24 protein-coding genes, 1 pseudogene and 1 riboswitch are annotated in these 26,300 nt (G+C 68.0%); of the genes and pseudogenes, 13 read left to right on the top strand and 12 right to left on the bottom strand.

All coding sequences use genetic code 11. The annotated features are described in order from the left end of the window. Positions 1-456 (bottom strand): annotated as a pseudogene (locus tag NV1_RS45010) (hypothetical protein); the annotation flags it as partial. A 98-nt stretch (positions 457-554) separates the two neighbouring features. Between NV1_RS45010 and NV1_RS00450 the strand changes: the two are divergent. Continuing rightward, positions 555-998 carry a DUF3151 domain-containing protein gene (locus NV1_RS00450; protein ID WP_067884230.1) on the top strand — a complete coding sequence of 148 codons (444 nt, stop codon included), beginning with the start codon at positions 555-557 and terminating at the stop codon, positions 996-998. 183 nt (positions 999-1,181) lie between these two features. Continuing rightward, positions 1,182-2,333, top strand: a complete 1,152-nt coding sequence (locus NV1_RS00445; protein ID WP_373864566.1) for an FUSC family protein — start codon at positions 1,182-1,184, stop codon at positions 2,331-2,333. Between the two features lie 419 nt (positions 2,334-2,752). On the opposite strand, the gene NV1_RS00440 is transcribed toward NV1_RS00445, so the two are convergent. Continuing rightward, positions 2,753-3,541 (bottom strand): site-2 protease family protein, encoded by a 789-nt coding sequence (locus tag NV1_RS00440; RefSeq protein ID WP_067884225.1) that lies wholly within the window; start codon positions 3,539-3,541, stop codon positions 2,753-2,755. Continuing rightward, positions 3,538-4,134: a hypothetical protein gene (locus tag NV1_RS00435; protein ID WP_169813266.1), complete on the bottom strand. Its 597-nt coding sequence runs from the start codon at positions 4,132-4,134 to the stop codon at positions 3,538-3,540. Before NV1_RS00435 ends, NV1_RS00440 begins: the two co-directional genes overlap by 4 nt. A gap of 378 nt (positions 4,135-4,512) precedes the next feature. Between NV1_RS00435 and NV1_RS00430 the strand changes: the two genes are divergently transcribed. Continuing rightward, positions 4,513-5,802 carry an adenylosuccinate synthase gene (locus NV1_RS00430; RefSeq protein WP_067884219.1) on the top strand — a complete coding sequence of 430 codons (1,290 nt, stop codon included), beginning with the start codon at positions 4,513-4,515 and terminating at the stop codon, positions 5,800-5,802. A gap of 89 nt (positions 5,803-5,891) precedes the next feature. Next, positions 5,892-6,044, top strand: a complete 153-nt coding sequence (locus NV1_RS44395) for a hypothetical protein (protein WP_169813265.1) — start codon at positions 5,892-5,894, stop codon at positions 6,042-6,044. An 88-nt stretch (positions 6,045-6,132) separates the two neighbouring features. Here the strand turns inward: NV1_RS44395 and yczR are convergent, their stop codons facing one another. After that, positions 6,133-7,620: a MocR-like transcription factor YczR gene (yczR, locus tag NV1_RS00420; protein ID WP_067884213.1), complete on the bottom strand. Its 1,488-nt coding sequence runs from the start codon at positions 7,618-7,620 to the stop codon at positions 6,133-6,135. A 62-nt stretch (positions 7,621-7,682) separates the two neighbouring features. Here yczR and NV1_RS00415 point away from each other — a divergent pair, with 62 nt between their 5' ends. Further along, positions 7,683-7,964 carry a hypothetical protein gene (locus tag NV1_RS00415; RefSeq protein WP_067884208.1) on the top strand — a complete coding sequence of 94 codons (282 nt, stop codon included), beginning with the start codon at positions 7,683-7,685 and terminating at the stop codon, positions 7,962-7,964. A 52-nt stretch (positions 7,965-8,016) separates the two neighbouring features. Next, a complete protein-coding gene (locus NV1_RS00410) occupies positions 8,017-8,562 on the top strand; it encodes a methylated-DNA--[protein]-cysteine S-methyltransferase (protein ID WP_067884204.1) in 546 nt (181 codons plus the stop codon). Between the two features lie 31 nt (positions 8,563-8,593). On the opposite strand, the gene NV1_RS00405 is transcribed toward NV1_RS00410, so the two are convergent. From NV1_RS00405 to NV1_RS00390, 4 genes are all read right to left on the bottom strand, one after another. Next, a complete protein-coding gene (locus tag NV1_RS00405; protein WP_157116350.1) occupies positions 8,594-9,007 on the bottom strand; it encodes a hypothetical protein in 414 nt (137 codons plus the stop codon). 199 nt (positions 9,008-9,206) lie between these two features. Beyond that, positions 9,207-10,181: a hypothetical protein gene (locus NV1_RS00400; RefSeq protein WP_245713485.1), complete on the bottom strand. Its 975-nt coding sequence runs from the start codon at positions 10,179-10,181 to the stop codon at positions 9,207-9,209. 208 nt (positions 10,182-10,389) lie between these two features. Beyond that, positions 10,390-13,005 carry a helix-turn-helix transcriptional regulator gene (locus NV1_RS00395; protein WP_067884190.1) on the bottom strand — a complete coding sequence of 872 codons (2,616 nt, stop codon included), beginning with the start codon at positions 13,003-13,005 and terminating at the stop codon, positions 10,390-10,392. A gap of 160 nt (positions 13,006-13,165) precedes the next feature. Beyond that, positions 13,166-14,263: a CaiB/BaiF CoA transferase family protein gene (locus NV1_RS00390; RefSeq protein ID WP_067884188.1), complete on the bottom strand. Its 1,098-nt coding sequence runs from the start codon at positions 14,261-14,263 to the stop codon at positions 13,166-13,168. 206 nt (positions 14,264-14,469) lie between these two features. Between NV1_RS00390 and NV1_RS00385 the strand changes: the two genes are divergently transcribed. Then, on the top strand, positions 14,470-15,426 hold the full coding sequence (locus tag NV1_RS00385) for a purine-nucleoside phosphorylase (RefSeq protein WP_067884185.1): 957 nt from the start codon (positions 14,470-14,472) through the stop codon (positions 15,424-15,426). Between the two features lie 239 nt (positions 15,427-15,665). Here the strand turns inward: NV1_RS00385 and NV1_RS00380 are convergent, their stop codons facing one another. Continuing rightward, positions 15,666-16,487, bottom strand: coding sequence for an amidohydrolase family protein (locus NV1_RS00380; protein ID WP_067884268.1), 822 nt, complete (start codon positions 16,485-16,487; stop codon positions 15,666-15,668). Positions 16,488-16,504: 17 nt separating this feature from the next. Next, positions 16,505-17,929 carry an FAD-dependent oxidoreductase gene (locus NV1_RS00375; RefSeq protein ID WP_067884181.1) on the bottom strand — a complete coding sequence of 475 codons (1,425 nt, stop codon included), beginning with the start codon at positions 17,927-17,929 and terminating at the stop codon, positions 16,505-16,507. A gap of 270 nt (positions 17,930-18,199) precedes the next feature. Between NV1_RS00375 and NV1_RS00370 the strand changes: the two genes are divergently transcribed. The 4 genes from NV1_RS00370 (at position 18,200) to NV1_RS00355 (ending at position 21,211) form a co-directional block, all read left to right on the top strand. Further along, positions 18,200-18,640 (top strand): Rv0361 family membrane protein, encoded by a 441-nt coding sequence (locus NV1_RS00370; RefSeq protein ID WP_067884179.1) that lies wholly within the window; start codon positions 18,200-18,202, stop codon positions 18,638-18,640. 111 nt (positions 18,641-18,751) lie between these two features. Further along, positions 18,752-18,863, top strand: a riboswitch (SAM riboswitch). 19 nt (positions 18,864-18,882) lie between these two features. Further along, the gene (locus NV1_RS00365; protein ID WP_067884175.1) at positions 18,883-19,305 is read left to right on the top strand and encodes a rhodanese-like domain-containing protein; all 423 of its coding nucleotides are present in this window, start codon (positions 18,883-18,885) and stop codon (positions 19,303-19,305) included. Continuing rightward, positions 19,302-20,516 (top strand): O-succinylhomoserine sulfhydrylase, encoded by a 1,215-nt coding sequence (locus NV1_RS00360; protein ID WP_067884170.1) that lies wholly within the window; start codon positions 19,302-19,304, stop codon positions 20,514-20,516. Before NV1_RS00365 ends, NV1_RS00360 begins: the two co-directional genes overlap by 4 nt. 104 nt (positions 20,517-20,620) lie before the next feature. Next, positions 20,621-21,211, top strand: coding sequence for a dihydrofolate reductase family protein (locus tag NV1_RS00355; RefSeq protein ID WP_067884166.1), 591 nt, complete (start codon positions 20,621-20,623; stop codon positions 21,209-21,211). 84 nt (positions 21,212-21,295) lie between these two features. Here NV1_RS00355 and NV1_RS00350 read toward each other — a convergent pair whose 3' ends face one another. Then, complete coding sequence (locus NV1_RS00350) at positions 21,296-22,054, bottom strand: HAD-IIA family hydrolase (protein ID WP_067884264.1); 759 nt, start codon at positions 22,052-22,054, stop codon at positions 21,296-21,298. 314 nt (positions 22,055-22,368) lie between these two features. Here NV1_RS00350 and fgd point away from each other — a divergent pair, with 314 nt between their 5' ends. Next, on the top strand, positions 22,369-23,376 hold the full coding sequence (gene fgd, locus NV1_RS00345; protein ID WP_067884163.1) for a glucose-6-phosphate dehydrogenase (coenzyme-F420): 1,008 nt from the start codon (positions 22,369-22,371) through the stop codon (positions 23,374-23,376). A gap of 154 nt (positions 23,377-23,530) precedes the next feature. Here fgd and NV1_RS00340 read toward each other — a convergent pair whose 3' ends face one another. Continuing rightward, complete coding sequence (locus NV1_RS00340) at positions 23,531-24,040, bottom strand: nitroreductase/quinone reductase family protein (protein ID WP_067884161.1); 510 nt, start codon at positions 24,038-24,040, stop codon at positions 23,531-23,533. Between the two features lie 166 nt (positions 24,041-24,206). Between NV1_RS00340 and pta the strand changes: the two genes are divergently transcribed. Next, positions 24,207-26,282 carry a phosphate acetyltransferase gene (pta, locus tag NV1_RS00335; protein ID WP_067884159.1) on the top strand — a complete coding sequence of 692 codons (2,076 nt, stop codon included), beginning with the start codon at positions 24,207-24,209 and terminating at the stop codon, positions 26,280-26,282. Positions 26,283-26,300 lie beyond the last annotated feature (18 nt).

Raw genomic sequence — 26,300 nt, 5'->3', positions numbered from 1 at the left:
GGATGCGCCCGGAGGCGGGGTGGGGCCGCCGCCCGGCAGGCCGGGGGCAGGTGGTCTCGGTGCGCTGCCCGGACGTTGTGCGACCGGCGTGGCGGCGTTACCCGGCCGGGCGCCCGCGTTCGCCGAGCGCTGGGGCGGCGGTGGTGTCGATGGTGAATTTGGCTGTCCTGCACCGGGTTCAGCTCCGCCGAGAGCGCCCGGGAGACGATCGGAAGGTCCGCCGGCGGGCTGCCGGCCCGCGGGCCCGCGCTGATCCGCCGGACCGCCGGGCGCGGCCGGACGCGGTCCGCCCTGGTCACCTCGGGTGGGCTCGCCCGGTCCGCGGCCGGGGAGTTGGTCGCGGGACAGGAACTGATTACGCGCGGCAGGTCCGGATCCTGGCGCGCCGGACGACGGACGTTGCTCGGCGCCGGGTGAGTCCGGCTGCGGCTTCTTATCGTCTGTCGGGTCGGACACGCGCTACCCTTCGTTCGGGGGATCGGTTTCGGTCCAAGCAAGCCTAACGAGCATTTCGGACAGCGGTGCAGATTGCCGCTGCCATAGGATGATGTGCCATGACGTCCTTCGGTGATCTGCTCGGACCGCAGCCGGTACTTCTTCCCGAAAATGTGGAGGCGGAGTCGGCACTGCTCGAGAAACAGGATCCGGTTCAGGTCGCGGCCGCGCACCCGACGGCCTCGATCGCCTGGGCTCACCTGGCCGAGGCCGCGCTCACCCGCTCCGAGGCCACCGGCGACGCGGTCGACGCCGATGTCATCGCGGCCTACGCCTTCGCCCGCACCGGCTACCACCGCGGTCTGGACCTGTTGCGCCGTAACGGCTGGAAGGGTTTCGGCCCGGTGCCCTGGAGCCACGAGCCCAACCGCGGATTCTTGCGCAGCGTCGGCGCTCTGGCCCGCGCCGCCCGTGCCATCGGCGAAACCGACGAATACGCCCGCTGCCTGGACCTGCTCGAGGACTGCGACCCCCGCGCCGCGGCCGAACTCGGCATCGACTGACCTTGCTCGCCCGCGGGTGACCTCCAGCATCACCGAGCTCCCCAGCCTTGGACAACGCCGACTTCTGGCCGTGGCCCGGGTCGATTCCGGACCGACGGAGCGGGGGAGCGAAGCGGTGGAGCGCCAGCAGGGAAGAATCGGCCCTTCGGGGGGCCACGGCCCGCCGGAGCGAAGCGGAGGCAATTGATCACGGAGAATTCTTTCACGGTCAGCGCGGTTCGCGAGAACAGTGCCGAACGGTTGCGCAGCGGCTGGCAACGTCTGCGTAAATCCGCGTTGCCGATCCTGCAGTGCGCGGTGGGCGCCGCGGTCGCGTGGTTCGTCGCGCATCGCATCGTCGGTCACCCCACGCCCTATTTCGCGCCGATGGCGGCGGTCATCTCCATCGGCGTGGCATTCGGCGCGCGGATCCGGCGTTCGGTGGAGCTGGTCGCGGGGGTCAGCGTCGGCATCGGCATCGGTGACCTGTTCATCTCCTGGGTGGGCACCGGGCCGTGGCAGATCGCGCTCGTCGTCGCGGTGGCGATGGGCTCGGCGATATTTCTCGATCGCGGTGCGGTGATCCCGATGCAGGCCGCGAGTTCCGCGGTGCTGGTGGCGACGCTGTATCCGCCGCACAGCGGGGGAGCCTCACTGCGCGTGGTGGATTCGCTGGTGGGTGGGCTGGTCGGGGTCGCGGTGGTGGCGATCTTCCCGCTGCATCCGGTGCGCCGCGCCCGCCAGCAGGCCGCGGATATTCTCGCGGTGATCGGCCGCGCGCTCACCGACTGTGCCGACGGACTGCACGAGCAGGACCCCGAAAAGATCCGTCTCGCACTGCAATCCGCGCGCGGGACGCAATCGCAGATCGACGGGCTGCGCAGTGTGGTCGAGGGCGGCCGGGAGGTCAGCCGGATCTCCCCGCTCTACTGGAACGCCCGCCCCCGGCTGAATCTGATTCGGGCAGCGGTGGATCCGCTCGACAACGCCGTGCGCAACATTCGCGTCCTGCTGCGCCGCGCTCTGACCCTGGTCCGCGACGACGAGATCCTCGACCCCGGAATCATCGAGGAGGTCGAGGAACTCGGCAAGGCCGTCGAGGTGGTGCGGCAGTACATGCTCGCCGATCCCGGGCAGCAGCCCGACGCCGCGGAGGCCACCCGCGTCCTGCGCCGCGTCGCCAAGGGCGCGACGGTGGATCTGGTGGACGGCGCGGGTTTGTCCGCGCACGTGGTGTTCGCCCAACTCCGTTCGATCGTGGTGGATCTCATGCAGGTCTGCGGTGTCAAGCGCCTCTCGGCGATGGCTCTGCTCCCGCCGACCGTCGAACGCCCCTATGTCCAGCCGCAGGACTGAATCAGCGCCGCAACGGAATTCGAGCCGAGCGCAACTCGGGCGCAGTCCGGACCGGACGAATTCCGCCGGCGCGTAATCCCTCGGCCGACTGCGGGGTGCACCGATCGAATTGCGCGCGAGGATGATCGAGGTTCGGGTAGTGCACTACTCGTGAAGCGGCTTCGCACTGCCGATAACTTCGTTGTCGAACCGCGTCGACGAGGGGTGGCGCGGTCGGAAACTTCGTACGCGGCGGTGCGCGTCCCGCGGTCGGAGCGACGGGGTCCGCACGTCAGTAGGTGCGACCCGGGGAGGACGTCGCGGAGCACCCGTTCGGCGGTGCGCCGGTCGAGGGGGGTGGACTGCGTTCACGCCCGTACGAAGACGGGCCGCCCGATGGACTGGATCGGGCGGCCCAACCCATTTTCGAGGGCCCGAGCTCAGAAGGAATTCCAGAAGCGGGTCAGGTAGCTCCCGTACGCGGACCAGTCCGACGACACGCCCGAGAGTTCGAACAGATAATCCACCGCCGTGAAGAACACCCGATTCAGCGCGGGCACCCACAGGATGGCCAGCAGCAACAACAGTCCGTACGACTTGAACTGATCCATCGACCGGCGCGTCCGAAAACTCAGCGAGGGCTCCAGAATGCCGTACCCGTCGGTGCCCGGGATCGGCAGCAGATTCAGCACCGTCGCGGTGATCTGCAGGAATGCCAGGAAGCTCAGGCCGAACCAGAATGCGGGATGGTCCCGCTCGGACCCGGCCACGCGCACGATCGCCAGCAGCACCACCGCGCACACCAGATTCACCGCGGGACCGGCCGCGCTGATCGTTCGCTGGACTCGCGGGGAGAAGTTGTGCGCGTGCACGTAGACCGCGCCGCCCGGCAGCGCGAACCCGCCCAGCGCGATGAAAAGCATCGGGAGCCCGATCGACAGCATCGGATGCGCGTACTTCAGCGGGTTGAGGGTGAGGTAGCCGCGCAGCTCCACCTCGCGATCACCCGCCCGCCAGGCCGAATACGCGTGGCCGAACTCGTGCAGGCACATACTCACGATCCAGCCCGCCACCACGAATACGAATACGCCGAGCTTGGCCTGCCAGGAGGTCAGCTGTGCTTCCCAGGCCACCACCCCGCCGACCGCGGTGAGCAGCACGATCAGCAGGAAAACCGGGCTCGGGCGAACCGCCCCGGACGTATGCCGGGGGTTGAACGGGCGGTTCATCGGACCAGCCGCCAGGGTTCGTTGTGCCGGTAGAAGCTCGCCCGCGGCACGGTCCGGTCGTCGGCGATTCCGTCGCGGGTCACCACCGCGCCCGGGGTGCCCAACTGGATCGCGCGCCCAGCGACCCAGCGCCGCCGGCGGAATCGGCGCACCACCGTCGCGCGTGCGCCCGGCATTTCCAGGGTGGGCGAGATATTCAGTGCCGCGACGGTTCCCGAGAACAACTGCACCTCGTCGGCGTAGGCCTCGCCCTCCAGCCGAGAACCGCCCGGTCCGGTCACGGTGGCGCGGCCGACGAGCACCTTGCCGGTGTCGTCGCGGATCAGCGGAGTTTCCTGCGGCTTACCTTCCAGGGCCCGCTCGGCCGCCGCCGAACCGGTGCCGGTCTGATAGGCGCGCGAACCGTAGGTGCGATCCACCGGCACGTACCCGATCTCCACGTGCAGCCGCTCGGTGCGCAGCAGATGGGTGAGCACCGCGGCCAGACCGGCGTCCTCACCGAGCACGATCAGCCGGGGCAGACTGTCCGCGGCGAGCACCGGCAGCAGTTCATCGATGCGGGCCGGATCGGGAATGGCCGAAGTCTGTGTCATCGGAAGAGATGCGAGCGCAATCGGAACCGGGGCGCCGTTGCAGCGGAGAACGTGGGTACTCAACTGCGGAACACCCTCCTCGGAACCGACACCATCTCGACCTCGCTGCGCTCGGGCGGACCCACAACGGCCCGCCTCCCGAGCAACGATAGTCCCGGTCCATGTGTGGTGCGCCAGTCGGCGTCGTGCTTATCGGGCCGCGGAACCGCCATCCATTAGACTGTCGTCCCGGCCACCGCCTCGACAAACGGCAGGTAGCCCTCGGCGGTGTGTGCGTCAGGCCCGGAGGCGGCAGCCTGCGTAACCACGTAGGGCCCGCTCACACCGCCCAATGGATGCAGCGTTGTCGCTGCGCGTCGAAACCGTAGGAGACTCCACATGCCGGCAATCGTCCTGATCGGCGCCCAATGGGGCGACGAGGGCAAGGGCAAAGCTACCGATCTGCTCGGCGGTCGGGTCGATTGGGTGGTGCGGTACCAGGGCGGCAACAACGCCGGGCACACCGTGGTCCTGCCCAACGGGGACAACTTCGCGTTGCACCTGATCCCGTCGGGAATTCTGACTCCGGGCGTCATGAATGTGATCGGCAACGGGGTCGTGGTCGATCCGGGCGTGCTGCTCGACGAGCTGGCCGGGATCGAGGAGCGCGGCGTGGACACCTCACGCCTGCTGCTTTCGGCCGATGCGCACCTGATCATGCCGTACCACGTGGCCATCGATAAGGTCACCGAACGCTTCCTGGGCAACAAGAAGATCGGCACCACCGGTCGCGGTATCGGCCCGTGCTATCAGGACAAGGTCGCGCGCGTGGGCGTGCGGGTGGCCGATGTGCTGGACGAGAAGATCCTCACCCAGAAGGTCGAGGCCGCACTCGAGTTCAAGAACCAGGTGCTGGTGAAGATCTACAACCGCCGCGCGCTGGACCCGCAGCAGGTGGTCGAGGAGGTGCTCGGGCAGGCCGAGGGTTTCAAGCATCGGATCAGCGATACCCGGCTACTGCTGAACGAGGCGCTGGAGGGTGGTCAGACCGTCCTGCTGGAAGGTTCACAGGGCACGCTGCTGGATGTCGACCACGGCACGTATCCGTACGTGACCTCCTCCAATCCGACCGCGGGCGGTGCGGCGGTGGGTTCGGGCATCGGGCCGAACAAGATCACTACGGTGCTGGGCATCCTCAAGGCGTACACCACGCGCGTCGGCTCGGGTCCGTTCCCGACCGAGCTGTTCGACCAGTCCGGCGAATATCTGGCCAAGACCGGTGGCGAGGTCGGCGTGACCACCGGACGCGCGCGCCGCACCGGCTGGTTCGACGCGGTCATCGGGCGTTACGCGACCCGGGTCAACGGCATCACCGACTACTTCCTCACCAAACTGGACGTGCTGTCGAGTCTGGATCAGGTGCCGATCTGCGTCGCCTACGAGATCGATGGCGAGCGTGTGGAGCAGATGCCGACCACGCAGACCGAATTCCACCACGCCAAGCCGATCTACGAGCAGATGCCCGGCTGGTGGGAGGACATCTCGCACGCGCGCACGTTCGAGGATCTGCCCGCCAACGCCCGCGCCTATGTCGAGCGGCTCGAGGAGTTGTCCGGCGCCCGGATCTCGTGCATCGGCGTCGGGCCGGGCCGGGACGAGACCATCGTCCGGCACGACATCCTGAGTTAGGCACTCCGCCCGGGTGATTGGGCGCTCCGCCTACCCGAAATCGCCCGGGATAAGGTGCTGATGTCCGAAAACTGGAGGGAGAGCACACGATGAGCCAGGAGCAGCAGAGCCAAGGGCGCCACGCGGCCCCCGAGGGCGCTGAGCGCCACCACCTGATCGACCTGTCCCGGGACCCCAATCCCGGCGTTCCCGATCATGCCGCGCCCGAGCCCGCGGAGCAGGACTCGAACGGCGAATCCTGATCGCCCCCACACGTTGAGCCGCACCTCGTCCGGAAATGCCGGGCGGTGTGCGGTTTTTCGTCGATGTCCCGCGTTCGGCGCCTCGCGGTCAGTAATAGGTGATGGGCGCCAACGGTTCCGCGGCGTGTGGGGTGAGTGTGGAGTAAGCGTCGGCAATGGATTTCACGGCGACCCGCAGGTCGGATTCGTCCCGGGTGAACGGGATTCGCAGGAAACGCTCGAACGCGCCCTGTACGCCGAAGCGCGGTCCGGCCGCCAGCAGCACACCGTGATTGGGCGCCACCGCGGCGAGGGCGGAGGAGACCGGTGTGGGCAGCTGGACCCACAGCGACATACCGCCGGTCGCGGGGACCACGCGCCAATCCGGCAGCTCCTGTGCCATGGCGTCGAGCAGGGTGGTCCGGCGGCCGCGGAGTTGGCCGCGACGGTGTTCGAGGATGGTGTCCGCGTGGTCGAGCAGGTGCACCGTGGCCAGCTGATCCATCACCGGGGTGCCCAGATCGACCGTGGAGCGGATGCCGAGCAGTTTGGTGATCAGCGACGGCGCTGCGCGGACCCAGCCGACGCGCAGACCACCCCAGAAGGATTTCGAGGCAGAACCGATCGTCACGATCTCCGAGCCGCGCGCGAATGCTGCCACCGGAGGCGGACTCTCACCGTCGAGTTGCAGATCGACCATGGATTCGTCGACGATCACCGTCATCCGGGTGTCGCGGGCGATGGCGGCGAGTTCGGCGCGGTCGCCCGCGCTCATCAGCAGGCCGGTCGGATTGTTGAAGTCGGGCAGCAGATATGCCGCGCTGGCCGCGGTTTGCCTTGCGGCACTGCGGATTCCGTCCAGGTCCCAACCGGCCTCGGGATGTTCCGGGCGCAGCGGCACCGGGACCGGGCGCGCGCCGACGTCGCGGATCGCCTCGATGGCATTGGGGTAGGTCGGATGATCGATCAGGACGCGCTCGGCCGGTGCGGTCAGGACGTTCAGCAGCAGGCGCAGGCCGTGCTGGGCGCCGAGGGTGACCAGGATCTGATCCGGCTCGGTGGGCAGGCCGCGTTCGGTGTAGCGGCGGGCGAGTGCCTCGCGCAGCGGCGGAACGCCCACCGGATCCATGCCGTGGGTGCCGAGATAGATCGGAATACCTTGTAGTGCGGTCGAATACGCCTCGTTCATCTCCGGCGGAGCGGACATCGCGGCATAGGTCAGATCGATCGTGGGCACCTGATTCGGCGACATCAGCGCCAGGATGCTGCGTGCGGGTTTCGCGCCGTCGTGCGCGACGCTCGGCGGCAGGGCGACCGTACTGCGCGAACCCTGGCGGCTGATCAGGTAGCCGTGTTCGCGCAGCAGGGCGTAGGCGGAGGTGACCGTGGTTCTGCTCACACTCAGGGTGGTGGCCAGATCGCGCTCGCTGGGCAGGGCGACGCCGAGGGGGGCGCGACCGTCGTGGATCAGCAGCCGGATGCTTTCCGCGAGAGCCAGATACGCCGGGCGGGCCGCGCGTTTGTCACCGTTCTCGTCGTGCCGCCAGCGACCCAGATCGCGGGTCAGAGTGGCGGCGCTGATCACCCGAATTGCCATGCAGTCCAGTATCGGCCTTCTGGATATTTGATTCAAGTCCAGCTGATCGGATCATTGTCGATATGGTCACCTTTCTCGCCTCAGTGCTGGTCGTCGCGGCATTCGCGGTGATCGTGTATCGGTTCTCGCCCCGCGGTGGCGGGCGTGCCACCGGACTGCTCGAGCGTTATCGGCCGCATGCGCCGATGGCCGACTGGTCGCTGTCGTTCCGGGACGAGCAGCGGCAGTACGCGGATCTGGTTGCGGCCGAGTCGCGTCGCGAGTGCGCGACGACGTCCGGGGCGGTGCCGAAACCGCCCGTCGCCGCCCGTCGCCGAGTGCTTCGCCGGGCAGTCCAGTTCTGATAACTGGACTGCTATTTCGGATTTTGTCGGTCCCCTCGGGCAGACTGACGGTATGCCCGCCTCGGACCGCTCGCCGTCGGCAGCGCTCTTCGATACCGCTATCGGTGTATGCGCCCTCGTCTGGACCGATGTCGGAGTCCTGCGCTTCCATCTACCCGAGGCCACGCCCGACGCCACCCGCACTCGAATGCTGCGTGGCGGCGTCCGGGAGGCCGAGCCGGACGCCACGGCGGCCGAGGTCATCGCCGCCGCTCGCGCCCATCTGGACGGCGCCCTCGACGATCTGCGCTGGATCGAGGTGGACCACACCGACCTGCCCGACTTCCACCGCGCGGTCTACAGCGTGACCAGAGCCATCGACCCCGGCCACACTCTCACCTATGGCCAGGTCGCCGAGCGCATCGGCGCTCCCGGCGCGGCTCAGGCCGTCGGGCAGGCACTGGGGCAGAACGACATCCCCCTGATCATCCCCTGCCACCGTGTCCTGGCCGCCGACCACGCCCTGACCGGTTTCTCGGCCCCCGGCGGCATCACCACCAAGGCTCATCTCCTCGAAATCGAACGCACCCCCGGCTTCGGAGAGCCGACGCTGTTCTGATCACCTGTGCCGCACAGTGGTTCGGTGGTGCCTAGTGGTGGGGCTGTGGGGTGGGGGTGGGTTTGATGATGTTCTGGAGGTCCTGGTTGGTGTGGTTGACGCCGTCGACCACCGCGTCGGGAACGATGTTCGGGACGGGCGCGTCCAGGTCGCCGATGTGGACCTCGCGGGGCGCGGGCGGGGTGGGGGTCTGTGAAGGTTTGGGGGTGGCGCGGCGGCGCGGCGCGGGGGACTCGGTTTGGGGTGTGGCCGAATGTAATCGGGCCGGTTGATCGTTCGCGGGTGGTGGCTGGGGTGCGGGAGTCGCGGGGGTGGGTGCGGTCACCCCGGGTTGCACCGTCAGCGGCTCGGCCAGGGCGATACCGGCGTACGTCAGCAGGGCCGCACTCGCGAGTGCGGCCAATCCGGTTGCGAGACCGGCCGATAGCTTGTGACGACGAGTCACGACACCATCCTTACGATGATCTTCGGAAATGGGTGACGCGTCGTCGAGTCGCCCGAACAGCATCGTAATCGGGGATCGGCTCCGGGGCCATACCCGTTGTCCGCCTTCGCGAAACCTGTGCCACAGCGGATTCCGGACGCGCACGGTGGCCTGTGGCATCACGTCCGCAGACCTGGCCGGACCGCGCTCGCGCAGGGAATCAGACCGCCGCGCCGAAGGCGGATCCGGCTGCGCCGCCGACGATTCCCCCCGCGACACCACCGACGAGGGCGGCCGGTATGCCGACGGCGGCTGCGCCCGCTGCCGCGCCCGCTGCCGCGCCGACGCCCGCGCCGATCGCCACACCCGCGCTCGCTCCGGCGATATTGCCCACTCCGGGTACGGCGGATCCGGCTGCGCCGCCGATCAGTCCGCCCGCGACCGCGTCGACGCCGGCACCGATGATCGCGCCCGGAACCGCGCCGACGGCGGCGGCGGGCACACCCAGGGCAGTGGCTCCCACGGCCGCGCCGCCCGCGGCTCCGGCGATGGTCAGACCGGCGATCTTGTCCGAGCGACCGGCATCGACGCCGACCGAGTTCAAGCCCGTCGCGATGGCCGCCTCGGTATCGGCGGCGGCGGTATTCGCCGTGGCCAGCACGGCATCGGGAACATCGTCCGGGACCGGGGTGCTGAACGCGCCCACGCGCAGGGTGCGCGGCGGCGGCGCGATCGGCGCGACCGGAGCCACGGGGGTCGGCGGGTGCAGATTCCCGAGTGCGACCGCCGGTGCCGCTTCGGTGTCGGGGATGGGGCGGACATTCCGCGGGACCACATAGCGCAGGACCGCCGGCCCGGTGAGCGCGGGCAGCGGTGCGAGGACCGCGGTGACGCCCGGCTGCATCGATCCGGCCCACGGCCCGTTCGGTGCGCCGAGACCGACCACACCGGGTTGCGGCGAACCGCTCGCCACCGGAGCACGAAGATCGTCGGGCGTGCCGATCCGCGGCGGGTTCGCGGTCCCGAGGAGGTCCGGGGCGGACGGGGGGCTCGACTCGATGGACCCGGACGCCGCCGGAGCGGGATTCGGGGCGGGCCCGCCGAACGAGCAGCCGACCGCCAGCGCCAGCGGAATCGCTCCCAGCGCGAGCGCGCGCCGCCGAGCACCGGAATTCACCGCGAAACTACGAGCCACGTCGAACACACCACCTTCGGATATCTCGGATATGTGACGGATCCCCCGGAATCGGGCGTGAATCCGGGCGGCGACCTGCGGCGCCGCATGCCCGGCGATAATAACTACCCAATAACTATCGATGGCAAATCGATGCGAACAGACGCACACGAAATGTGACTATTCGGCGGAAAACTCACCCATTAGGCGGTATTTATGGTGCGAGATGCTAATTGCGCTGTTTGCCGCTCGGTGGCTCGCCGCGCATCAGGTCGGCGAGCGCCTCCCGATCGGTCACATCCATCTTGATGCAGGCCCGGTAGAGATGACCTTCGACGGTCCGCACCGATACGGTCAGCCGATCGGCGATCTGCCGATTGCTGAGTCCGGCCGCGACCAGATTGGCGATCTCACGTTCGCGGGCGGTCAGCGGCAGCGGCTGCGCGGACTGGCGCAGGGCCGGTGTCCCCGCGCCACCGCAGGCCGCGGCGAGCCGGTTCGCCGCCGCGGCCGATTCCAGCAGCCGCCGTCGATCCCCGGAACGCTCATGTGCCGAGGCGGCCTGCGCGGCGGCATCGGCCGCCGACAGCAATGCGCCGATTTCCTCGAATTCCGCTGCGGCAGTGTCCAATCCGGGACCGTCGTGCGAGGCGACCGCGACCGCGTGCCGAGCCTGCACCTGCACCAGCCGGCCGTCGATACGAGCGGCCAGATCGGCCAGCCGCCCCGCGACGTTGTGATCGCCGAACCGCGCCGCGGTATGCAGCGCCATCGCCTCGATCGCATGCTGGTTCGACCGCGCGGCGGAATCCGCCGCACCGATGGCCAACCGCACGGCCGGGGTCACGGTGCCCTCGGCGGCGGCCTGCCAGGCCCGCGCGATCTCGAGCTGCGGTTCGTACACCGCGCTGTGCCGCCCGCCCCGGGCGATCGCCTCGGCGATGCTGTCGGCGGCCTCGGCGGCCCGGCCCAGCGCCGAATACGCTTCGGCCAGGCGAATTCTCGCCGGAAACATCCACGCCGCCGCGCCCTCCGCGGTCAACGCGGCCAGCGCCTGTTCGAGATTCTCCACCCCGTCCAGGAACCGGCCCTGCGCGACGTCCACGGTGCCCTGCAGGATCTTCGACAACCCCCAGGCGAGATACTGACCGGGCGCGGAATAGCCGAAATACGCTGTGGCGCAACGCCGTGCTCCCGGCAGATCGCCGGTCAGCGTGAGTGCGAGCACCTCGGCGTGGGTGGACATGAACCGGTTCAGCCCGTCGATATCCGACTCCACCTCGTGCCCGCGCGCGGCATAGGCGCGCGCGGCCTCGCCGCGGCCCATCAGCGCCAGTGACAACCCGCCGCCGAACGCCGACCACCATATCGCCCACGACGGCGAGCCCGGCGTCGACATCACGTTCTCGGCATCGACGAAGGCGTCCTGCAAACGGTTTTCGTTCACCGCGCAGGCGGAAGCCAAGCCCTGCAGGGTCAATTGGATCTTGGGATGCCGGACCTTGCCGCGAACCAGGGCCAGCACCTCGTCGGCGCGATCGGCATCGCCCATGGCCCACAACAGATTCGCGACGCGGGTACTACCCCAGCGGGCCAGCTGCACCTCGTCGAGCTGATCGGCGTCGAAACTGGCCAGGGTGCGCTCGGCCTCGATCCGATGCCCCTGCCACAGCAGTGCGCGGGCCAGCAGATCGGCGGCCTCGACACCGCCGCGACGTTCCACCGCGGCGCGCGCGAATCGCTCGCCGAGCGGGATATTGGCCAGGCCGATGGCGTCTTCGGCGGCTGCCTCGAACAGTTCGAGATCCGCGGAACGGTCGCTGTCCAAGGCCAATTCGGCGAGACGGATGCGATCGGAGGCCGATTTGACCGGACGTTCCTTCAGCGAGGAGTACAGCCGCCCGCGTAATCGACGCGCCGAGGCGATACCCAGCCGCCGCCGGATGACCTCGCCGAACAGCGGGTGGTTGTACCGCACCAGCAGTTGATGGCCGTTCTCGACGATCCGGATGACTCCGCGCGATTCGGCGTTCTCCACCGCCTCCTCGCCCGTCAGTTCGGCCATCACGTCCAGATCGATCGGCTCGCAGAAGGTCAGCAGTTCCAGTACGCGAAGAACCTCGTCGGGCAGCTGCTCGACGCGATCCTCCAGCAGCGCGGCCAATTCCGAGGTGACCGCCGCGCGCCCGCGCAACTGCCACACGCCGTTGACCTGACGCAGCGTGCCCGCCTCCAGCGCGCCCTCCACCAGATGTCGCAGGAACAGCGCGTTACCGCCCGAGGACTCCCACATCAGATTCGCGGTGAAACCCTCGAGCTGGCCGCCGAGCATGGACTCGACCAGTTCGACGCTCTGTCGTTCGGTGAAGGGGGACAGGTCGATTCGCAGCAGATGCCCGTCCTTCCACAGCGAGGTCACCGCGTCGGGCACGGTGACGCCGCTGCGCACGGTGCAGACGATGTGCGCGGCCTTGTCGATGGCAAGTTGCAGAAGCAGTGTCGCGGAAAGCTGATCGAGCAGATGCGCGTCGTCGACGCCGATGATGGTGTGCCCGTCGGCCAGCAGCGCCTCGCGCGCCGCGGCCATGAACGTCACCGGATCGTGCGCGGTGTACACGCCGACCATGTGCGCGAAGACCCCGAGTGGAATGCTGCGCGCGGACTCGGTTCCGGCGACCCACCGGATATTGCCGCCGATCGTGGTGGCGGCCTGCCTGGCCAGGGTGGTCTTGCCGACTCCCGCGTCGCCGGTGAGCACCGCCCCGACGAATTCGGTGCCGGTGAGGGCGGCGCGTAACAACTCCAATTCGCTGCCGCGCTCGATCATCGGCCAGTTCCGAGCCATGGAACTTACTTTAGTGCCTCATGATTCGCGCGTGGAGGGTGAACCCCGCACGGCGGCAAGCGGATCGGATACCTCGATCGAATACTACGAACTCGAGCGCGATTTCGCGGCGGATTCCCGGCGAGGGTGTCCGGTGCGGACATCCTCGCCGGGCAGTGGCTCAGTTCGCCCACACCTGTTCGATCGGGGTGCCCTCGGTCGGCGGCGGAGTCGGCACCGCGCCCGGGGTGCGGGAGAAACGGGGTGCGGGTGCGTGCTGGACGACGCCGTCGATCTCGACCAGACCCGTGCGCGCGACGATGTGCTCGTTCCGCTCGGCCTCGGTCATGGTCAGCACCGGTGTGCAGCAGGCGTCGGTGCCGGTGAAGACCTCGGTCCACTCATCGCGCGTGCGGGTCTTGAATTTCTCGGCGAACAGCTTGCGCAGCTGGTCCTGTCCGGTCGGGTCGAGCTGATTGGGCAGGCCCGCGGGGTCGATCTCGAGACCTTTCAGGAACTCGGCGTAGAACTGCGGCTCGATGCAGCCGACCGCCATGTACCTGCCGTCGGAGGTCTCGTAGGTGTCGTAGAACGCCATACCGGTGTCGAGCAGGTTGGAGCCGCGTTCGTCGGACCACAGGCCCACGCCCTTCATACCCCAGATCATGTGCGACAGGGCGAGTGCGCCGTCGACCATCGCGGCATCGATGACCTGGCCCTTGCCGGAGTTCTGGCGTTCCACCAGCGCGGCGAGCACGCCGAAGACCAGGAACATCGAACCGCCGCCGAAATCGCCGACCATGTTCAGCGGCGGCACCGGCCGCTCACCCTTGTGGCCGATGGCGTGCAGGACGCCGGTCAGCGAGATGTAGTTGATGTCGTGTCCGGCGCGATCGGCCATCGGGCCGTACTGGCCCCAGCCGGTCATGCGGCCGTAGATCAGGCGCGGGTTGCGCTCGAGCGCGACGTCCGGGCCCAGGCCCATCCGTTCGGTGACGCCGGGGCGGAACCCCTCGAGCAGCACATCGGCCTTCTCGACGAGGCCGAGCACCTTCTCGATGTCGGCCGGGTCCTTGAGGTTGGCCTCGACGATGGTTCGGCCGCGCCACTGCGGGCGCTCCATCAGTCCGGGCAGCATGCCGGGGCGCTGTACTCGCACGACGTCCGCGCCCAGATCGGCCAGGAGCAGTGCCGCATGCGGGCCGGGGCCGATGCCGGCCAGTTCGACAACCCGGATGCCCGCGAGCGGGCCCTGTGCGGGGGTGGATGAAGTGGACACGAATTACCTCACTCGTCGTTCCTCGCACCGGCGTCGGCCGCCGATGTTGACATACCGACAATAAGACCTGCCCGTGGGGCGCGTCACGGGGGTGGCGGACACGGTCCGTCCGGCAATTATCAACACGTGTTGCATCGATAACGCGCGCACTCTGCTCGCATGCGCTATCTCTTGTCAGGACGCACTGTTCGACGAGGGGACTCCGGGTGATCACCAGAAGGTTCGGCACGCTGATATCGATATTCGCGCTCACGTTCGCCGCCGCGGGCTGCGCATCCCACGCCGATCAGCCGGTTCCGGTGCGGGCCATGGTCGTCACCATGTTCGGCCCGGAGGCCAAACCGTGGGTGGACCGGCAGCGGTGGACCCACGAGATAAACCTGCCCGGCGTGCGAACACCGGTGCGCTGCAACGATTCCGGGCTCTGCATGATGGTGACCGGTGAGGGGAAGGTCAATGCCGCGCTGTCGGTGTCGGCCATGCTCGCGAGCCCGAAACTGAACCTGGACAAGGCATATTTCATCACCGCGGGCATCGGCGGGACGCCGCCCACGGCCGGGACGCTCGGATTCGCCGCGTGGGCGCACTGGGTCGTCGACGTCGACCTGGGTCATCACATTCTGTCGCAGGACGATCCCAGCACGCCCAACGGCTATCTGTCGCTGGGTGATTCGGATAAGCCGGTGACCCAGGCGTATCAGCTGAACGGCGCACTCGTGGACGATGTGTACCGCAGCACCAAGGATGTCGCGCTGGCCGACGATCCCGGACTGGCCTCGGTGCGGGCCGCCTATCCGGCGCAGGCCGGACACGACAAACCCTTCGTCGCCGAATGCGACAGCGCCACCGGCGACAACTTCTTCTCCGGTGCGGCGTCCTCGAACCAGACCGCGTACATCGTCGGCCTGCAAACCGGTGGTAAGGCCCAGTACTGCACCACGCAGATGGAGGACAACGCCACCGCCGCGGCGTTCGCCCGAGCCGGGAAACTGAACCGCTACGTCGATCTGCGCACCGCCAGCGACTTCGACCAGCCCCCGGCGGGAGGTTCGGTCACCGCCCTGTTGAACGCCACCTACACCGGTTTCGCGATCTCGGTCGAGAACGCCTACCGCGTCGGCCTCGCCGCCGCGAACCACCTCATCCAGCACCCGCCGAACTGAGCGTCCCGGTGTGCCGCATGCGATTCCGTTCGCTCGCAGCCGGATGAAACTCGCATCGCCCAGTTCCGCCCACCCCGAGCAACACCGACTCCGAGGCCGGGCCCGCCCCGGTCCTGGACCGACGGAGCGAAGGAGCACAGCGACTGAGCGCAGGAGGGAAGGACCGGGGTTGATCGGGCCCCGGCCCCCCGGAGCGGAGGCCGAAGATGCCGCCCCCCGGAGCGGAGCGGAGGCCGAAATTACAGCGGGCGATTCAGGCGCAGGGTCGGCGACTGGATCGCCGGTAGGGGTTTGGTCGGCGGGGCGGCCTCCATCGGACGCGACTTGACCGGGAGTCCGTAGAACGCGCGCGCGTTGTCCTCCAGGACCAGGTGCACATCGGAACCGATGACCTCGCCGATCAGCTCGACATCGGTATCGCGGAACGGGCGTCCGGCGCGAGTGCCGGGCAGATCCGAGCCGAACATCAGGGCGGTCGGGTTGACGGTGTGGATGCGGCGCAGTGCCGTGCGCACGTCCATCGACACCCGGCCGAATCCGGACGCCTTCACCTTCGCTCCGCGATCGACGAGATCGAGCAGATACGGCAGGCATTCGTCGGACATGCCCATGTGGTCGATCGACAACGCGGGCAACTTGCTGATCACCGGCTCGAGCGACCCCAGCATGGACCCGTCGATGTACAGCTCGACATGCCAGCGCGCGACTTCGTACACCCGCAACGCCAGCATGGTCAGCTCGACGATATCCCCCGCGGCCCGCTTGAGATTGAACCGCAGCGCCCGCACCCCGGCCTTGCTCAACTCCACGATCTGCGCATCGGAGACGTCCGGGGCCAGATTGGTGACCCCGACCCAGCTGTCCCCGAGCTCGGCCAGCGCCGCGCGCAGGAACCCCTGATCGGTCCCCTGGAACGACCCGCTCACCACGGCGCCACCGTCGATATCGAAGCGCGACATACGCTTTCGATAGTCGGCGACGGTGAAGGGCGGCGGGAGATAGCCTTCGTTCTCGATCAGCGGAAACCGCGGATCGATCAGATGGACGTGGGCGTCGAACACAGATTCAGCATGCCCCATCAACCCTTGTGTGGCTCGCTGGCGCGGAGCATGTCCTCGCGCTCGACGACCTTGACGCGCTCGCGGCCCTGCGGCTCGCCGAGGGCGCGTTCGTGGGCGTCGAGGCGGTACCAACCGGCCCAGGTGGTGAAGGGGATGCCCTTGCTCTCCAGGAAGTCGGTGACCGCGTTCAAGTCGGGTTCGGCGGCGGGGGTGAAACCGGCGGCGTCGTCGAGCAGGCAGGCGATGGTTTCGTTGGCGTCGCCCTTGGTGTGGCCGATCAGGCCGACCGGGCCGCGCTTGATCCAGCCGGTGACGTAGGTGGCGGGCAGGTAGCGCGCGCCGTCGTCGGCGCTTTCGTCGGCCAGTACGCGGCCGGCCTCGTTCGGCACGGTTCCGGCCTGATCGTCGAACGGCAGCTGCGGGATGTTCTGTGACAGGTAGCCGACCGCGCGGTACACCGCTTGTACATCCCAATCGCGAAAGACGCCGGTGCCCTTGACGTTTCCGGTTCCGTCGAGCTGGGTGCGCTCGGTGCGCAGGCCCGTGACCCTGCCGTCCTCGCCCACGAGTTCGGCGGGCGATTCGAAGAAGTGCAGGAACAGTTTGTGCGGGCGTTCGCCGACGTCGCGGATCGCCCACTGTTCGATGGTGTTGCAGACCATGTCGACCTGCTTGGAGTGCCGCCGAGCGGCCTCGGAACCCTCGTCGTAGTCGATGTCCTCGGGATCCACGATGACCTCGATATTCGGCGAATGATCCAGTTCGCGCAGCTCGAGCGGGGTGAACTTGGCCTGGGCCGGTCCGCGGCGGCCGAAGACGTGCACCTCCAGGGCCTTGTTGGCCTTCAGACCCTTGTAGACGTTCGGCGGGATCTCCGTCGGCAGCAGTTCGTCACCGGTCTTGGCGAGCACCCGCGCGACGTCCAGCGCGACGTTGCCCACGCCAAGAACGGCGACCTTCTCGGCGTCCAGCGGCCAGCTGCGCGGCACGTCCGGGTGCCCGTCGTACCAGGACACGAAGTCCGCGGCGCCGTAGCTGCCGTCCAGCTCGATACCGGGTACGCCCAGGGCGCGGTCGGCATTCGCGCCGGTGGAGAAGATCACCGCATCGTAGAATCGGCGCAGATCGGCCAGGGTGATGTCGGTGCCGTAGTCGATATTGCCGAGCAGCCGCACCTGTGGTTTGTCCAGGACCTTGTGCAGTGCGGTGATGATGCCTTTGATGCGCGGGTGATCCGGCGCGACACCGTAGCGGATCAGGCCGAACGGCGCGGGCATGCGCTCGTACAGGTCGATGCTCACCTCGGCGTCGGACTTCATCAGGGCGTCGGCGGCATAGATTCCGGCCGGTCCGGCGCCGACGATCGCGATGCGAAGCGGGCGCGCGCCGGACTCGGCGGCGGGGCTCACCTCACCCTTCGACTCTGCACTGGTTTCGGTCATTCTTCTGCGCACCCTTTGGTCGAAATCTGTGTCGTCATATTCGCAGCCGTCGTTCTTAGCTTAGGCTAAGTTGACGTAGGTTCGGATTGTCCGGCCGATCCTTCATACCGATCGATGCTGCGTCATTGCCGCTCGGGGGATCCTTCGCGCCGACCGCAGCCGGGGCTGGAGGCGATTCTATCGGTGACTGCTATGGCCGATGTTCCCGGTGTCCGGCGCCGATCCGGGGGCCACGCGAGAACTTCGCCCCTTACCAGGGATGATCGAGATATGAGTGACTCGGAAACCGCCGCCGCGAACCGGATCGACCAGAACGACGCGGTCCGGTCGCCGGTCCCGTTCATCGCCGCCGCGGTGATCGCGCTTCTGGTGATCGGCGGTGTCGTGATAGCCGGAATGCTGCGGCCGGCTGAGAAGAATGTCACAACTTCCGACCGTTTGGCCGCCGCGATCCGAGATTTCGCCGCCGCTCAGAGCGGTACCGACGCCGCGCGCCGCGCGGCCACCGAATGCGGCGGATTCGATCCCGCACACTCCCCGCTGGGCCCGGACGCGGCCGGGAAGAAGATCGATATCGTCCGCATGACCGACCCCACCGCGAACGGCAGACGCGCCAAGGTCACCGTGACCAGCTCGGTGAACGGCCACCAGAGCACCGCCACCTGGAACCTCACCCAATCGGGCAACGACTGGTTCGTCTGCTCTGTCTGATTGCCTCCGCTTCGCTCCGGCGGGCGCAGCCGACGAGCCCGTGTGCTGGAATAGCCGTCCTGCCGGATGGGGTTTGACAGCTGGGCGTGCTGCCGGGCAATCTCTTTTCCAGGTCATGAGTACCAGCGCTGGGCCCCGGCTCGCTGGTCGGCAACCCTCCTCCGCGGTGGGGTGCTCCGGGTGACGACCTGGCCGCGCCGAACAGGCGTGGCAAGTGCGGATTCTTCGAGGAGGTTCAGCAAGTGAGTTACGCGGGTGACATCACTGTCCAGCAGGCGTGGGATCTGTTGCGCGACAATCCCGATGCGGTTCTGGTGGATGTGCGCACCGAGGCCGAATGGCGGTTCGTCGGGGTGCCCGATACCAGTGCGATCGACCGGCCGACGACCCTGATCGAGTGGGTCGACAGCACCGGGGAGCGCAACGGCCGGTTCGTCGATCAACTGAAGCAGGCGCTGGCCGGTCGCGCGGCCGACAGCGAGGCGCCGGTGATCTTCCTGTGCCGGTCCGGGCAGCGATCCATCGGTGCGGCGACGGCATCGACCGTGGCCGGATTCGCGCCCTCCTACAACGTCCTGGCCGGTTTCGAGGGCCCGCTGGACGCCGACGGACATCGCGGCGGCGCGGGCTGGCGCGCCGAGGGCCTGCCCTGGAGGCAGTCGTGATCACCGGCGGAGCATTCGACAAACCACTGCCCGAGGGAGTCGGTCCGGCGACGCTGGGCGTGCGAGGCGGCCTGCGTCGCTCGGGATTCGAGGAGACGTCCGAGGCGCTGTACCTGTCCTCGGGTTTCGTCTACGCCAGCGCGGAGGCGGCCGAGGCGTCGTTCACCGGCGACATCGAGCATTTCGTGTATTCGCGCTACGGAAATCCGACCGTGGCCATGTTCGAGGAGCGGATGCGGCTGCTCGAAGGCGCGGAGGCCTGTTTCGCGACCGCGAGCGGCATGTCCGCGGTGTTCACCGCGCTGGCCGCGCTGCTGGGCAATGGCGACCGGCTGGTCGCCGCGCGCAGCCTGTTCGGCTCCTGCTTCGTGGTGTGCAACGAGATCCTGCCGCGCTGGGGCGTGGAGACGGTCTTCGTCGACGGTGAGGATCTGAGCCAGTGGGAGCAGGCGCTGTCCGTGCCGACCACGGCGGTCTTCTTCGAGACGCCCTCGAATCCGATGCAGACCCTGGTCGACGTGCGCCGGGTCGCCGAGCTCGCCCATGCCGCGGGCGCGAAAGTGGTGCTGGACAACGTCTTCGCCACACCGCTGTTGCAGCGGAGTCTGGACTTGGGCGCGGATGTGGTCGTGTACTCGGGCACCAAGCACATCGACGGTCAGGGTCGGGTGCTGGGCGGCGCGATCCTCGGCGAGGCCGAGTACATCGGCGGCCCGGTGAAGAATCTCATGCGGCACACCGGTCCGGCGTTGAGCCCGTTCAACGCGTGGACGTTGCTCAAGGGGCTCGAGACCATGCCGCTGCGGGTGCGTCATTCGGTGCGGTCGGCTCTCGAGATCGCCGAATTCCTGGAACAGCAGCCGTCCGTGGCATGGGTGAAATACCCCTTCCTGCAATCACATCCGCAGCACGAGCTGGCACGGCAGCAGATGAGCGGCGGCGGTACGGTCGTCACCTTCGAACTCGCCGCCAACCCGGCCGATGCGAAGAAGCGCGCGTTCGAGGTGCTGAACCGGCTGCGCATCGTCGACATCTCCAACAATCTGGGCGACGCCAAGACGCTGATCACCCATCCGGCGACCACCACGCACCGCGCGATGGGGCCGGAAGGCCGTGCGGCCGTGGGGATCACCGACGGCGTGCTGCGTATCTCCATCGGCCTCGAGGATGTCGAGGATCTGCTCGGCGATCTGGATCAGGCCCTGGGCTGAGCATCGCGGGCCGGGGACTTCTCGCGGATTCCCGGCCGGGCGATGATTCTCGCGATTGCGCATCGTCCTCATCTGCGACCGACAACGCAGGGAAGGTACGTCAGATGCAGATCAAGGCCCGCTTGTGCATGAGCGCCGACGGCTATGTCAGCACGTCCAACGGCTGGCCGCCGCAGGTGGTGGATCCGGCGCACGGGCACGGCAGCCACGGCATCGCGGAATTCCTGAAGCCCTGTGAGGCCGCGTTGATGGGCCACACCACATTCGAACCCGCGCTGACCAACGACTTCTGGCCGTGGCCGGATCTGCAGGTGTTCGTGCTGGCGTCGGAACGCCCGGCCGGTACGCCCGATCACGTGACGGTCGAGGGCGATCCGGTCCGGCTGCTGGAGGCGATGCGGGCGGCCAATCGCGGCGGTGACGTGCATCTGGTCGGCGGTCCGCGCACGATCGAGACCTTCCGCGAACTCGGTGCGCTGGACGAACTCCAATTGGTCGTGCTGCCCTTCCTGCTGGGCGGGGGCCTGCGCCTGACCGATGCGCTGAGCGTCGAGATCGGGCTGGAACTGAAGACCTCCCGCACTCTGGCCGCCGGAGCGGTGGAGATCGTCTATCGGGTGAAGTCCGGTGGCGGTGTGGACGAGGCCGCCCAGCGGGACTGGGTTCCGGCCTCGCAGCGATCCGCTCGGCAGTAGCCCGTCCGCCCCGGCGGTAGTGTACGAAAATGGGTGCGAAACCCGTTGTACTGGAACGAGTTTCGATGGCCTGCTCGATCGGGTTCAGGCGTCGAACGGATTTGCGGTTCGGCCGACCAGATCCGAGACCGAATCGAATACGACGGTCGGGCGATAGGGGTATTGCTCCACCGATTGGCGGGTGGAGATTCCGGAGGTGACCAGGATCGTGCGCATCCCCGCCTCCAGTCCGGCGATGACATCGGTGTCCATCCGGTCGCCGATCATCACCGTGGATTGCGAATGCGCGCCGATCCGGCGCAGCGCCGAACGCATCATCAGCGGATTCGGTTTTCCGACGTAGTAGGGATCGCGTCCGGTGGCGCGGGTGATCAGCGCGGCCACCGAACCGGTCGCGGGCAGCAGGCCCTCGCGCGAGGGGCCGGTGGCGTCGGGATTGGTCGCGATGAATCGCGCACCGCGCTCGACCAGCCGGATCGCGGTGGTGATCGCCTCGAACGAGTAGGTGCGGGTCTCGCCGAGGACGACGTAGTCCGGATCGCTGTCGGTCAGCACGTAGCCGATCTCGTGCAGTGCGGTGGTCAGGCCGGATTCGCCGACGACATATGCGGTGCCGCCGGGCCGCTGTTCGCTCAGGAATGTCGCGGTGGCCAGCGCGGAGGTCCAGATCGCCTCCTCCGGAATGTCCAGGCCGCTGTGCCGCAACCGGGCCGCCAGATCACGCGGGGTTCGGATCGAATTGTTGGTGAGTACGAGAAAGGGAACTTCATTGGCCTGCAGTTCCTGCAGGAACTTGTCGGCGCCGGGGATCGGGTGGTCCTCGTGCACCAGGACCCCGTCCATATCGGTCAGGTAGGACAGGATCGGTTCGTCGTCGGCAGTCACCAGCACATTGTGGGCTATGGAGTTTCCGTGTGGAGGGCGTTGTGTGAAGGTGCGACCGTTCACACAGACCGTTTCGGCGCTGGCTATGGTCGAAGAAGGCCCCATATGACGGGGTGCTGTGGAATGTGGCACACCCGTTCGGCGCTGAACATGGTCGACGGGATTTGTCGGCAACGGTGAACAGGAGTGGACGCAGTGAGTGAGCTTGCGAGCGAACCAATGACACAGCGTGCATCGCGCACGACGGAGCCGAGCGCCGGCGAGGTGCAGTCGTGAGTGATCTCAAGCTCGGATACAAGGCGTCGGCGGAACAGTTCGGCCCCCGGGAGCTGGTCGAGCTCGCGGTCGCGGCCGAGGAGCACGGGCTCGACAGCGCGACGGTGAGCGATCACTTCCAGCCGTGGCGGCACGAGGGGGGTCATGCGCCGTTCTCGCTGGCGTGGATGACCGCGGTGGGTGAACGCACCAACCGGATCCAGCTGGGCACCTCGGTGCTCACCCCGACCTTCCGCTACAACCCCGCGGTGGTCGCCCAGGCGTTCGCGACGATGGGCTGCCTGTACCCGGACCGCATCATGCTGGGGGTGGGTTCTGGTGAGGCGCTGAACGAGATCGCGACCGGGTACAAGGGCGAATGGCCGGAGTTCAAGGAGCGTTTCGCGCGGCTGCGCGAGTCGGTCGACCTGATGCGCGCGCTGTGGACCGGTGACCGGGTCACCTTCGAGGGCGAGTACTACCACACCGTGGGCGCCTCGATCTACGACGTGCCCAAGGGCGGCATCCCGGTGTACATCGCCGCGGGCGGCCCGCTGGTGGCCCGCTACGCCGGTCGGGCGGGCGACGGTTTCATCTGCACCTCGGGCAAGGGTATGGACCTGTACACCGAGAAGCTGATGCCCGCGGTCCGGGAAGGCGCCGAAAAGGCCGGGCGCACCGCTCAGGACATCGATCGGATGATCGAGATCAAGATCTCCTACGACACCGATCCCGAACTGGCGCTGCAGAATACGCGTTTCTGGGCTCCGCTGTCGCTGACCGCGGAACAGAAGCACGACATCACCGATCCGATCGAGATGGAGGCCGCCGCCGACGCACTGCCGATCGAGCAGATCGCCAAGCGCTGGATCGTGGCGAGCGATCCCGACGAGACGGTCGAGCTGATCAAGCCGTACCTCGATGCGGGCCTGAACCACCTGGTCTTCCATGCCCCCGGCCACGACCAGCGCCGATTCCTCGACTTGTTCGAACGCGACCTCGCTCCGCGCTTGCGGGCGCTGTAGAACCTTCCTCGGCCGTCGCCTCAGCCGGGCGACGGCCGACAGGTCCCCTCGGGCCGTGCGGTTCCCGTGCCGGTTCCCTCGGCAAGACGGTGTCCCGCGGCGGGCATCGGTGGCGCACCGCAGGCGGACTGCGTGGTGCGATCCGCCGGATCGATCAGCTTCGGTGGAGGGCGAAGATGCGTAGATCGCGTGTGGTGCGCTTGCGGTATGCGGTGTACGCCTGGGAGATCTGTTCGAACCGCGCGTAGACCTCGGCTTTGCGCTCGGCGTCCCGCAGCATCTCGGCGCGGACCGGGATGCGTTCTCCCGCAATGGTTATCACGGCTTCGGGGTGGGCGAGCAGATTCGCGGTCCAGGCCGGATGACGTTCGCCGCCGAAATTGCTGCCGACCAGATACAGCACATCGCCGGCGTGTACGTAGAGCAGCGCACTGCTGCGCGGCTGCCCGGATCTGCGCCCGGTCGTGGTGAGCAGGAGGGCGGGCGCGCCGACCGGTCCCAGCGCCGTGTACCGGCCCGCGGTGCGTTCGAGGACTCGGCGGTCCAGCGGGCCGAGCGCGCGGACCAGTGCGGATCCGGCGCCGGTCGCCGCGAACATACTTACCGTGCGTCCGAGCAGGCCGGTCCGCGAACCCCACGGACGATCCGGAAACGGTGCTGCCATGGACGGATTCTAGAGCTGCCGAACCGTCCGACGGGCCGGACCGCACAGGTTCGAAACAGCCGAAATTATGTGAACAGGCAGTTCTCCACTGCGCGGGAGTGTGATTTTCCAGCAGTTTGCCGTGCGAGGGGCGAATCCGGCAGGCGCGCTCGTTAAGCTCGCGATTATGGCCGACATCGCACCGTCCACCGTGTACATCGCCTCCCCGGAGGGGGATACCGGGAAGTCGACGGTGGCGCTCGGGGTGCTGCAGATGCTGTGCGCGACCACCGCGCGGGTCGGGGTGTTCCGGCCGATCAGCCGCTCGACCACACAGCGCGACTACATTCTCGAGCTGCTGCTCGAGCACAGCACCGCCGATATCGACTACGAGCAGGCGATCGGCGTCGGCTACGAACAGGTGCACTCCGATCCGGATGCGGCCATCAGCGATATCGTGATGCGCTTTCACGACATCGCCAAGGTGTGCGATGCGGTGGTGATCGTCGGCAGCGATTACACCGATGTGGCCAGTCCGAGCGAACTGCGCTACAACGCGCGCATCGCGGCCAATCTCGGCGCACCCGTGGTGCTGGTGCTGCGCGGGTCCGAGCGCACTCCGGATCAGGTCGCCGAGCTGGCCGAGGTGTGTGCGGGCGAACTCGGTCACGAACACGCCCAGCTGGTCGCGATCATCGCCAACCGCTGCGATCCCGAGGCGCTCGACGAGGTCGCCGCGGCGCTGCGTGTCGTGGACGTGCCGTCCTGGACGCTGCCGGAGGTTCCGCTGCTGACCGCGCCGACAATCGCCGAGCTGTGCGAGGCCATCGACGGCGAAATATATTCTGGCGACCCGGAATTGATGCAGCGCGAGGCGTTGCACGTCATGGTCGGCGGGATGACCGCGGAACATATCCTCGAGCGACTGTCCGACGGGGACGCGGTGATCGTCCCGGGCGATCGCTCCGACGCGCTGCTGAGCCTGGTGAACGCCCATGAGGCCGAAGGCTTTCCGTCGCTGGCCGGCATCATCATGAACGGCGGTATGCTGCCGCACCCGTCGATCGCGCGGCTGATCGCGGGCCTGAAACCGAAACTGCCGATCCTCACCACCCAGCTGGGCACCTTCGACACCGCGGTCGCCGCGCGCACCCGCGGCCGGGTGTCGCTGTCGAGTATCCGCAAGGTCGACACCGCGCTGGCGCTCATGGAGCAGCGGGTGGACGCGCAAGAACTGTTGCAGCGCATCGAGGTTCAGATTCCGTCGGTGGTGACGCCGCAGATGTTCGAATATCAGCTGATCGAGCGGGCTCGCTCGGATCGGCGGCGGATCGTGCTGCCCGAGGGGGGCGACGACCGGATTCTGCGTGCCGCGGGCCGGGTGTTGCAGCGCAAGATCGCCGATCTGACCATCCTCGGTGACGAGGCGGCAGTGCGGGGACGGGCCGCCGAACTCGGCGTCGACATCGCCGACGCGGAGGTGCTGAATCCCGAAACATCCAGTCTGCGTGACGAATTCGCGAAAGAGTACGCGGCCCTGCGCGCGCACAGGGGGATGACCGAGGACCGCGCCCGCGAATACCTCACCGATATCTCGTATTTCGGCACGATGATGGTCTACCGGGGTATCGCCGACGGTATGGTGTCCGGCGCGGCGCACACCACCGCGCACACCATCCGGCCCGCCTTCGAGATCATCAAGACCGAGCCCGGCGTCTCGACGGTATCCAGTGTGTTCCTGATGTGTCTGGCCGATCGGGTACTGGCCTACGGCGACTGCGCCGTGGTGCCCGATCCGACCGCCGAACAGCTCGCCGACATCGCGATCTCCTCGGCACGCACCGCCCAGCAGTTCGGCATCGCGCCGCGGGTGGCGATGCTGTCCTATTCGACAGGGGAGTCCGGCAGCGGCGTGGACGTGGACAAGGTGCGCACCGCGACCGCGCTCGTACACGAGCGCGCACCCCAACTGCTGGTCGAGGGCCCGATCCAATACGACGCGGCGATCGAGCCCACGGTGGCGAGCGCGAAGCTGCCGCATTCCGAAGTAGCCGGGCGTGCAACGGTTTTCGTCTTCCCTGACCTCAACACCGGCAACAACACCTACAAGGCGGTGCAGCGCAGCGCGGGCGCGGTGGCGATCGGCCCGGTGCTGCAAGGGCTGCGCAAGCCGGTGAACGACCTCTCCCGGGGTGCGCTGGTCGCCGATATCGTCAATACCGTGGCGATCACCGCCATCCAGGCGCAGACCGGACTCCAGTGAGCGGCGTGCGCGACGGAC

It is taken from the genome of Nocardia vaccinii NBRC 15922 (genome assembly GCF_001613305.1).
Classification (GTDB): Bacteria; Actinomycetota; Actinomycetes; order Mycobacteriales; family Mycobacteriaceae; genus Nocardia; species Nocardia vaccinii.
This window is presented reverse-complemented; position numbering and strand designations above follow the sequence as displayed.

Bases quoted from the DNA above. Each gene is read 5' to 3' on its own strand.
- NV1_RS00450 (WP_067884230.1), top strand. From the start codon at position 555: ATGACGTCCTTCGGTGATCTGCTCGGACCGCAGCCGGTACTTCTTCCC.
- NV1_RS00440 (WP_067884225.1), bottom strand. From the start codon at position 3,541: ATGAACCGCCCGTTCAACCCCCGGCATACGTCCGGGGCGGTTCGCCCG.
- NV1_RS00435 (WP_169813266.1), bottom strand. From the start codon at position 4,134: ATGACACAGACTTCGGCCATTCCCGATCCGGCCCGCATCGATGAACTG.
- NV1_RS00430 (WP_067884219.1), top strand. From the start codon at position 4,513: ATGCCGGCAATCGTCCTGATCGGCGCCCAATGGGGCGACGAGGGCAAG.
- NV1_RS44395 (WP_169813265.1), top strand. From the start codon at position 5,892: ATGAGCCAGGAGCAGCAGAGCCAAGGGCGCCACGCGGCCCCCGAGGGC.
- yczR (WP_067884213.1), bottom strand. From the start codon at position 7,620: ATGGCAATTCGGGTGATCAGCGCCGCCACTCTGACCCGCGATCTGGGT.
- NV1_RS00415 (WP_067884208.1), top strand. From the start codon at position 7,683: ATGGTCACCTTTCTCGCCTCAGTGCTGGTCGTCGCGGCATTCGCGGTG.
- NV1_RS00410 (WP_067884204.1), top strand. From the start codon at position 8,017: ATGCCCGCCTCGGACCGCTCGCCGTCGGCAGCGCTCTTCGATACCGCT.
- NV1_RS00395 (WP_067884190.1), bottom strand. From the start codon at position 13,005: ATGGCTCGGAACTGGCCGATGATCGAGCGCGGCAGCGAATTGGAGTTG.
- NV1_RS00375 (WP_067884181.1), bottom strand. From the start codon at position 17,929: ATGACCGAAACCAGTGCAGAGTCGAAGGGTGAGGTGAGCCCCGCCGCC.
- NV1_RS00370 (WP_067884179.1), top strand. From the start codon at position 18,200: ATGAGTGACTCGGAAACCGCCGCCGCGAACCGGATCGACCAGAACGAC.
- NV1_RS00355 (WP_067884166.1), top strand. From the start codon at position 20,621: ATGCAGATCAAGGCCCGCTTGTGCATGAGCGCCGACGGCTATGTCAGC.
- NV1_RS00350 (WP_067884264.1), bottom strand. From the start codon at position 22,054: ATGGACGGGGTCCTGGTGCACGAGGACCACCCGATCCCCGGCGCCGAC.
- NV1_RS00340 (WP_067884161.1), bottom strand. From the start codon at position 24,040: ATGGCAGCACCGTTTCCGGATCGTCCGTGGGGTTCGCGGACCGGCCTG.
- pta (WP_067884159.1), top strand. From the start codon at position 24,207: ATGGCCGACATCGCACCGTCCACCGTGTACATCGCCTCCCCGGAGGGG.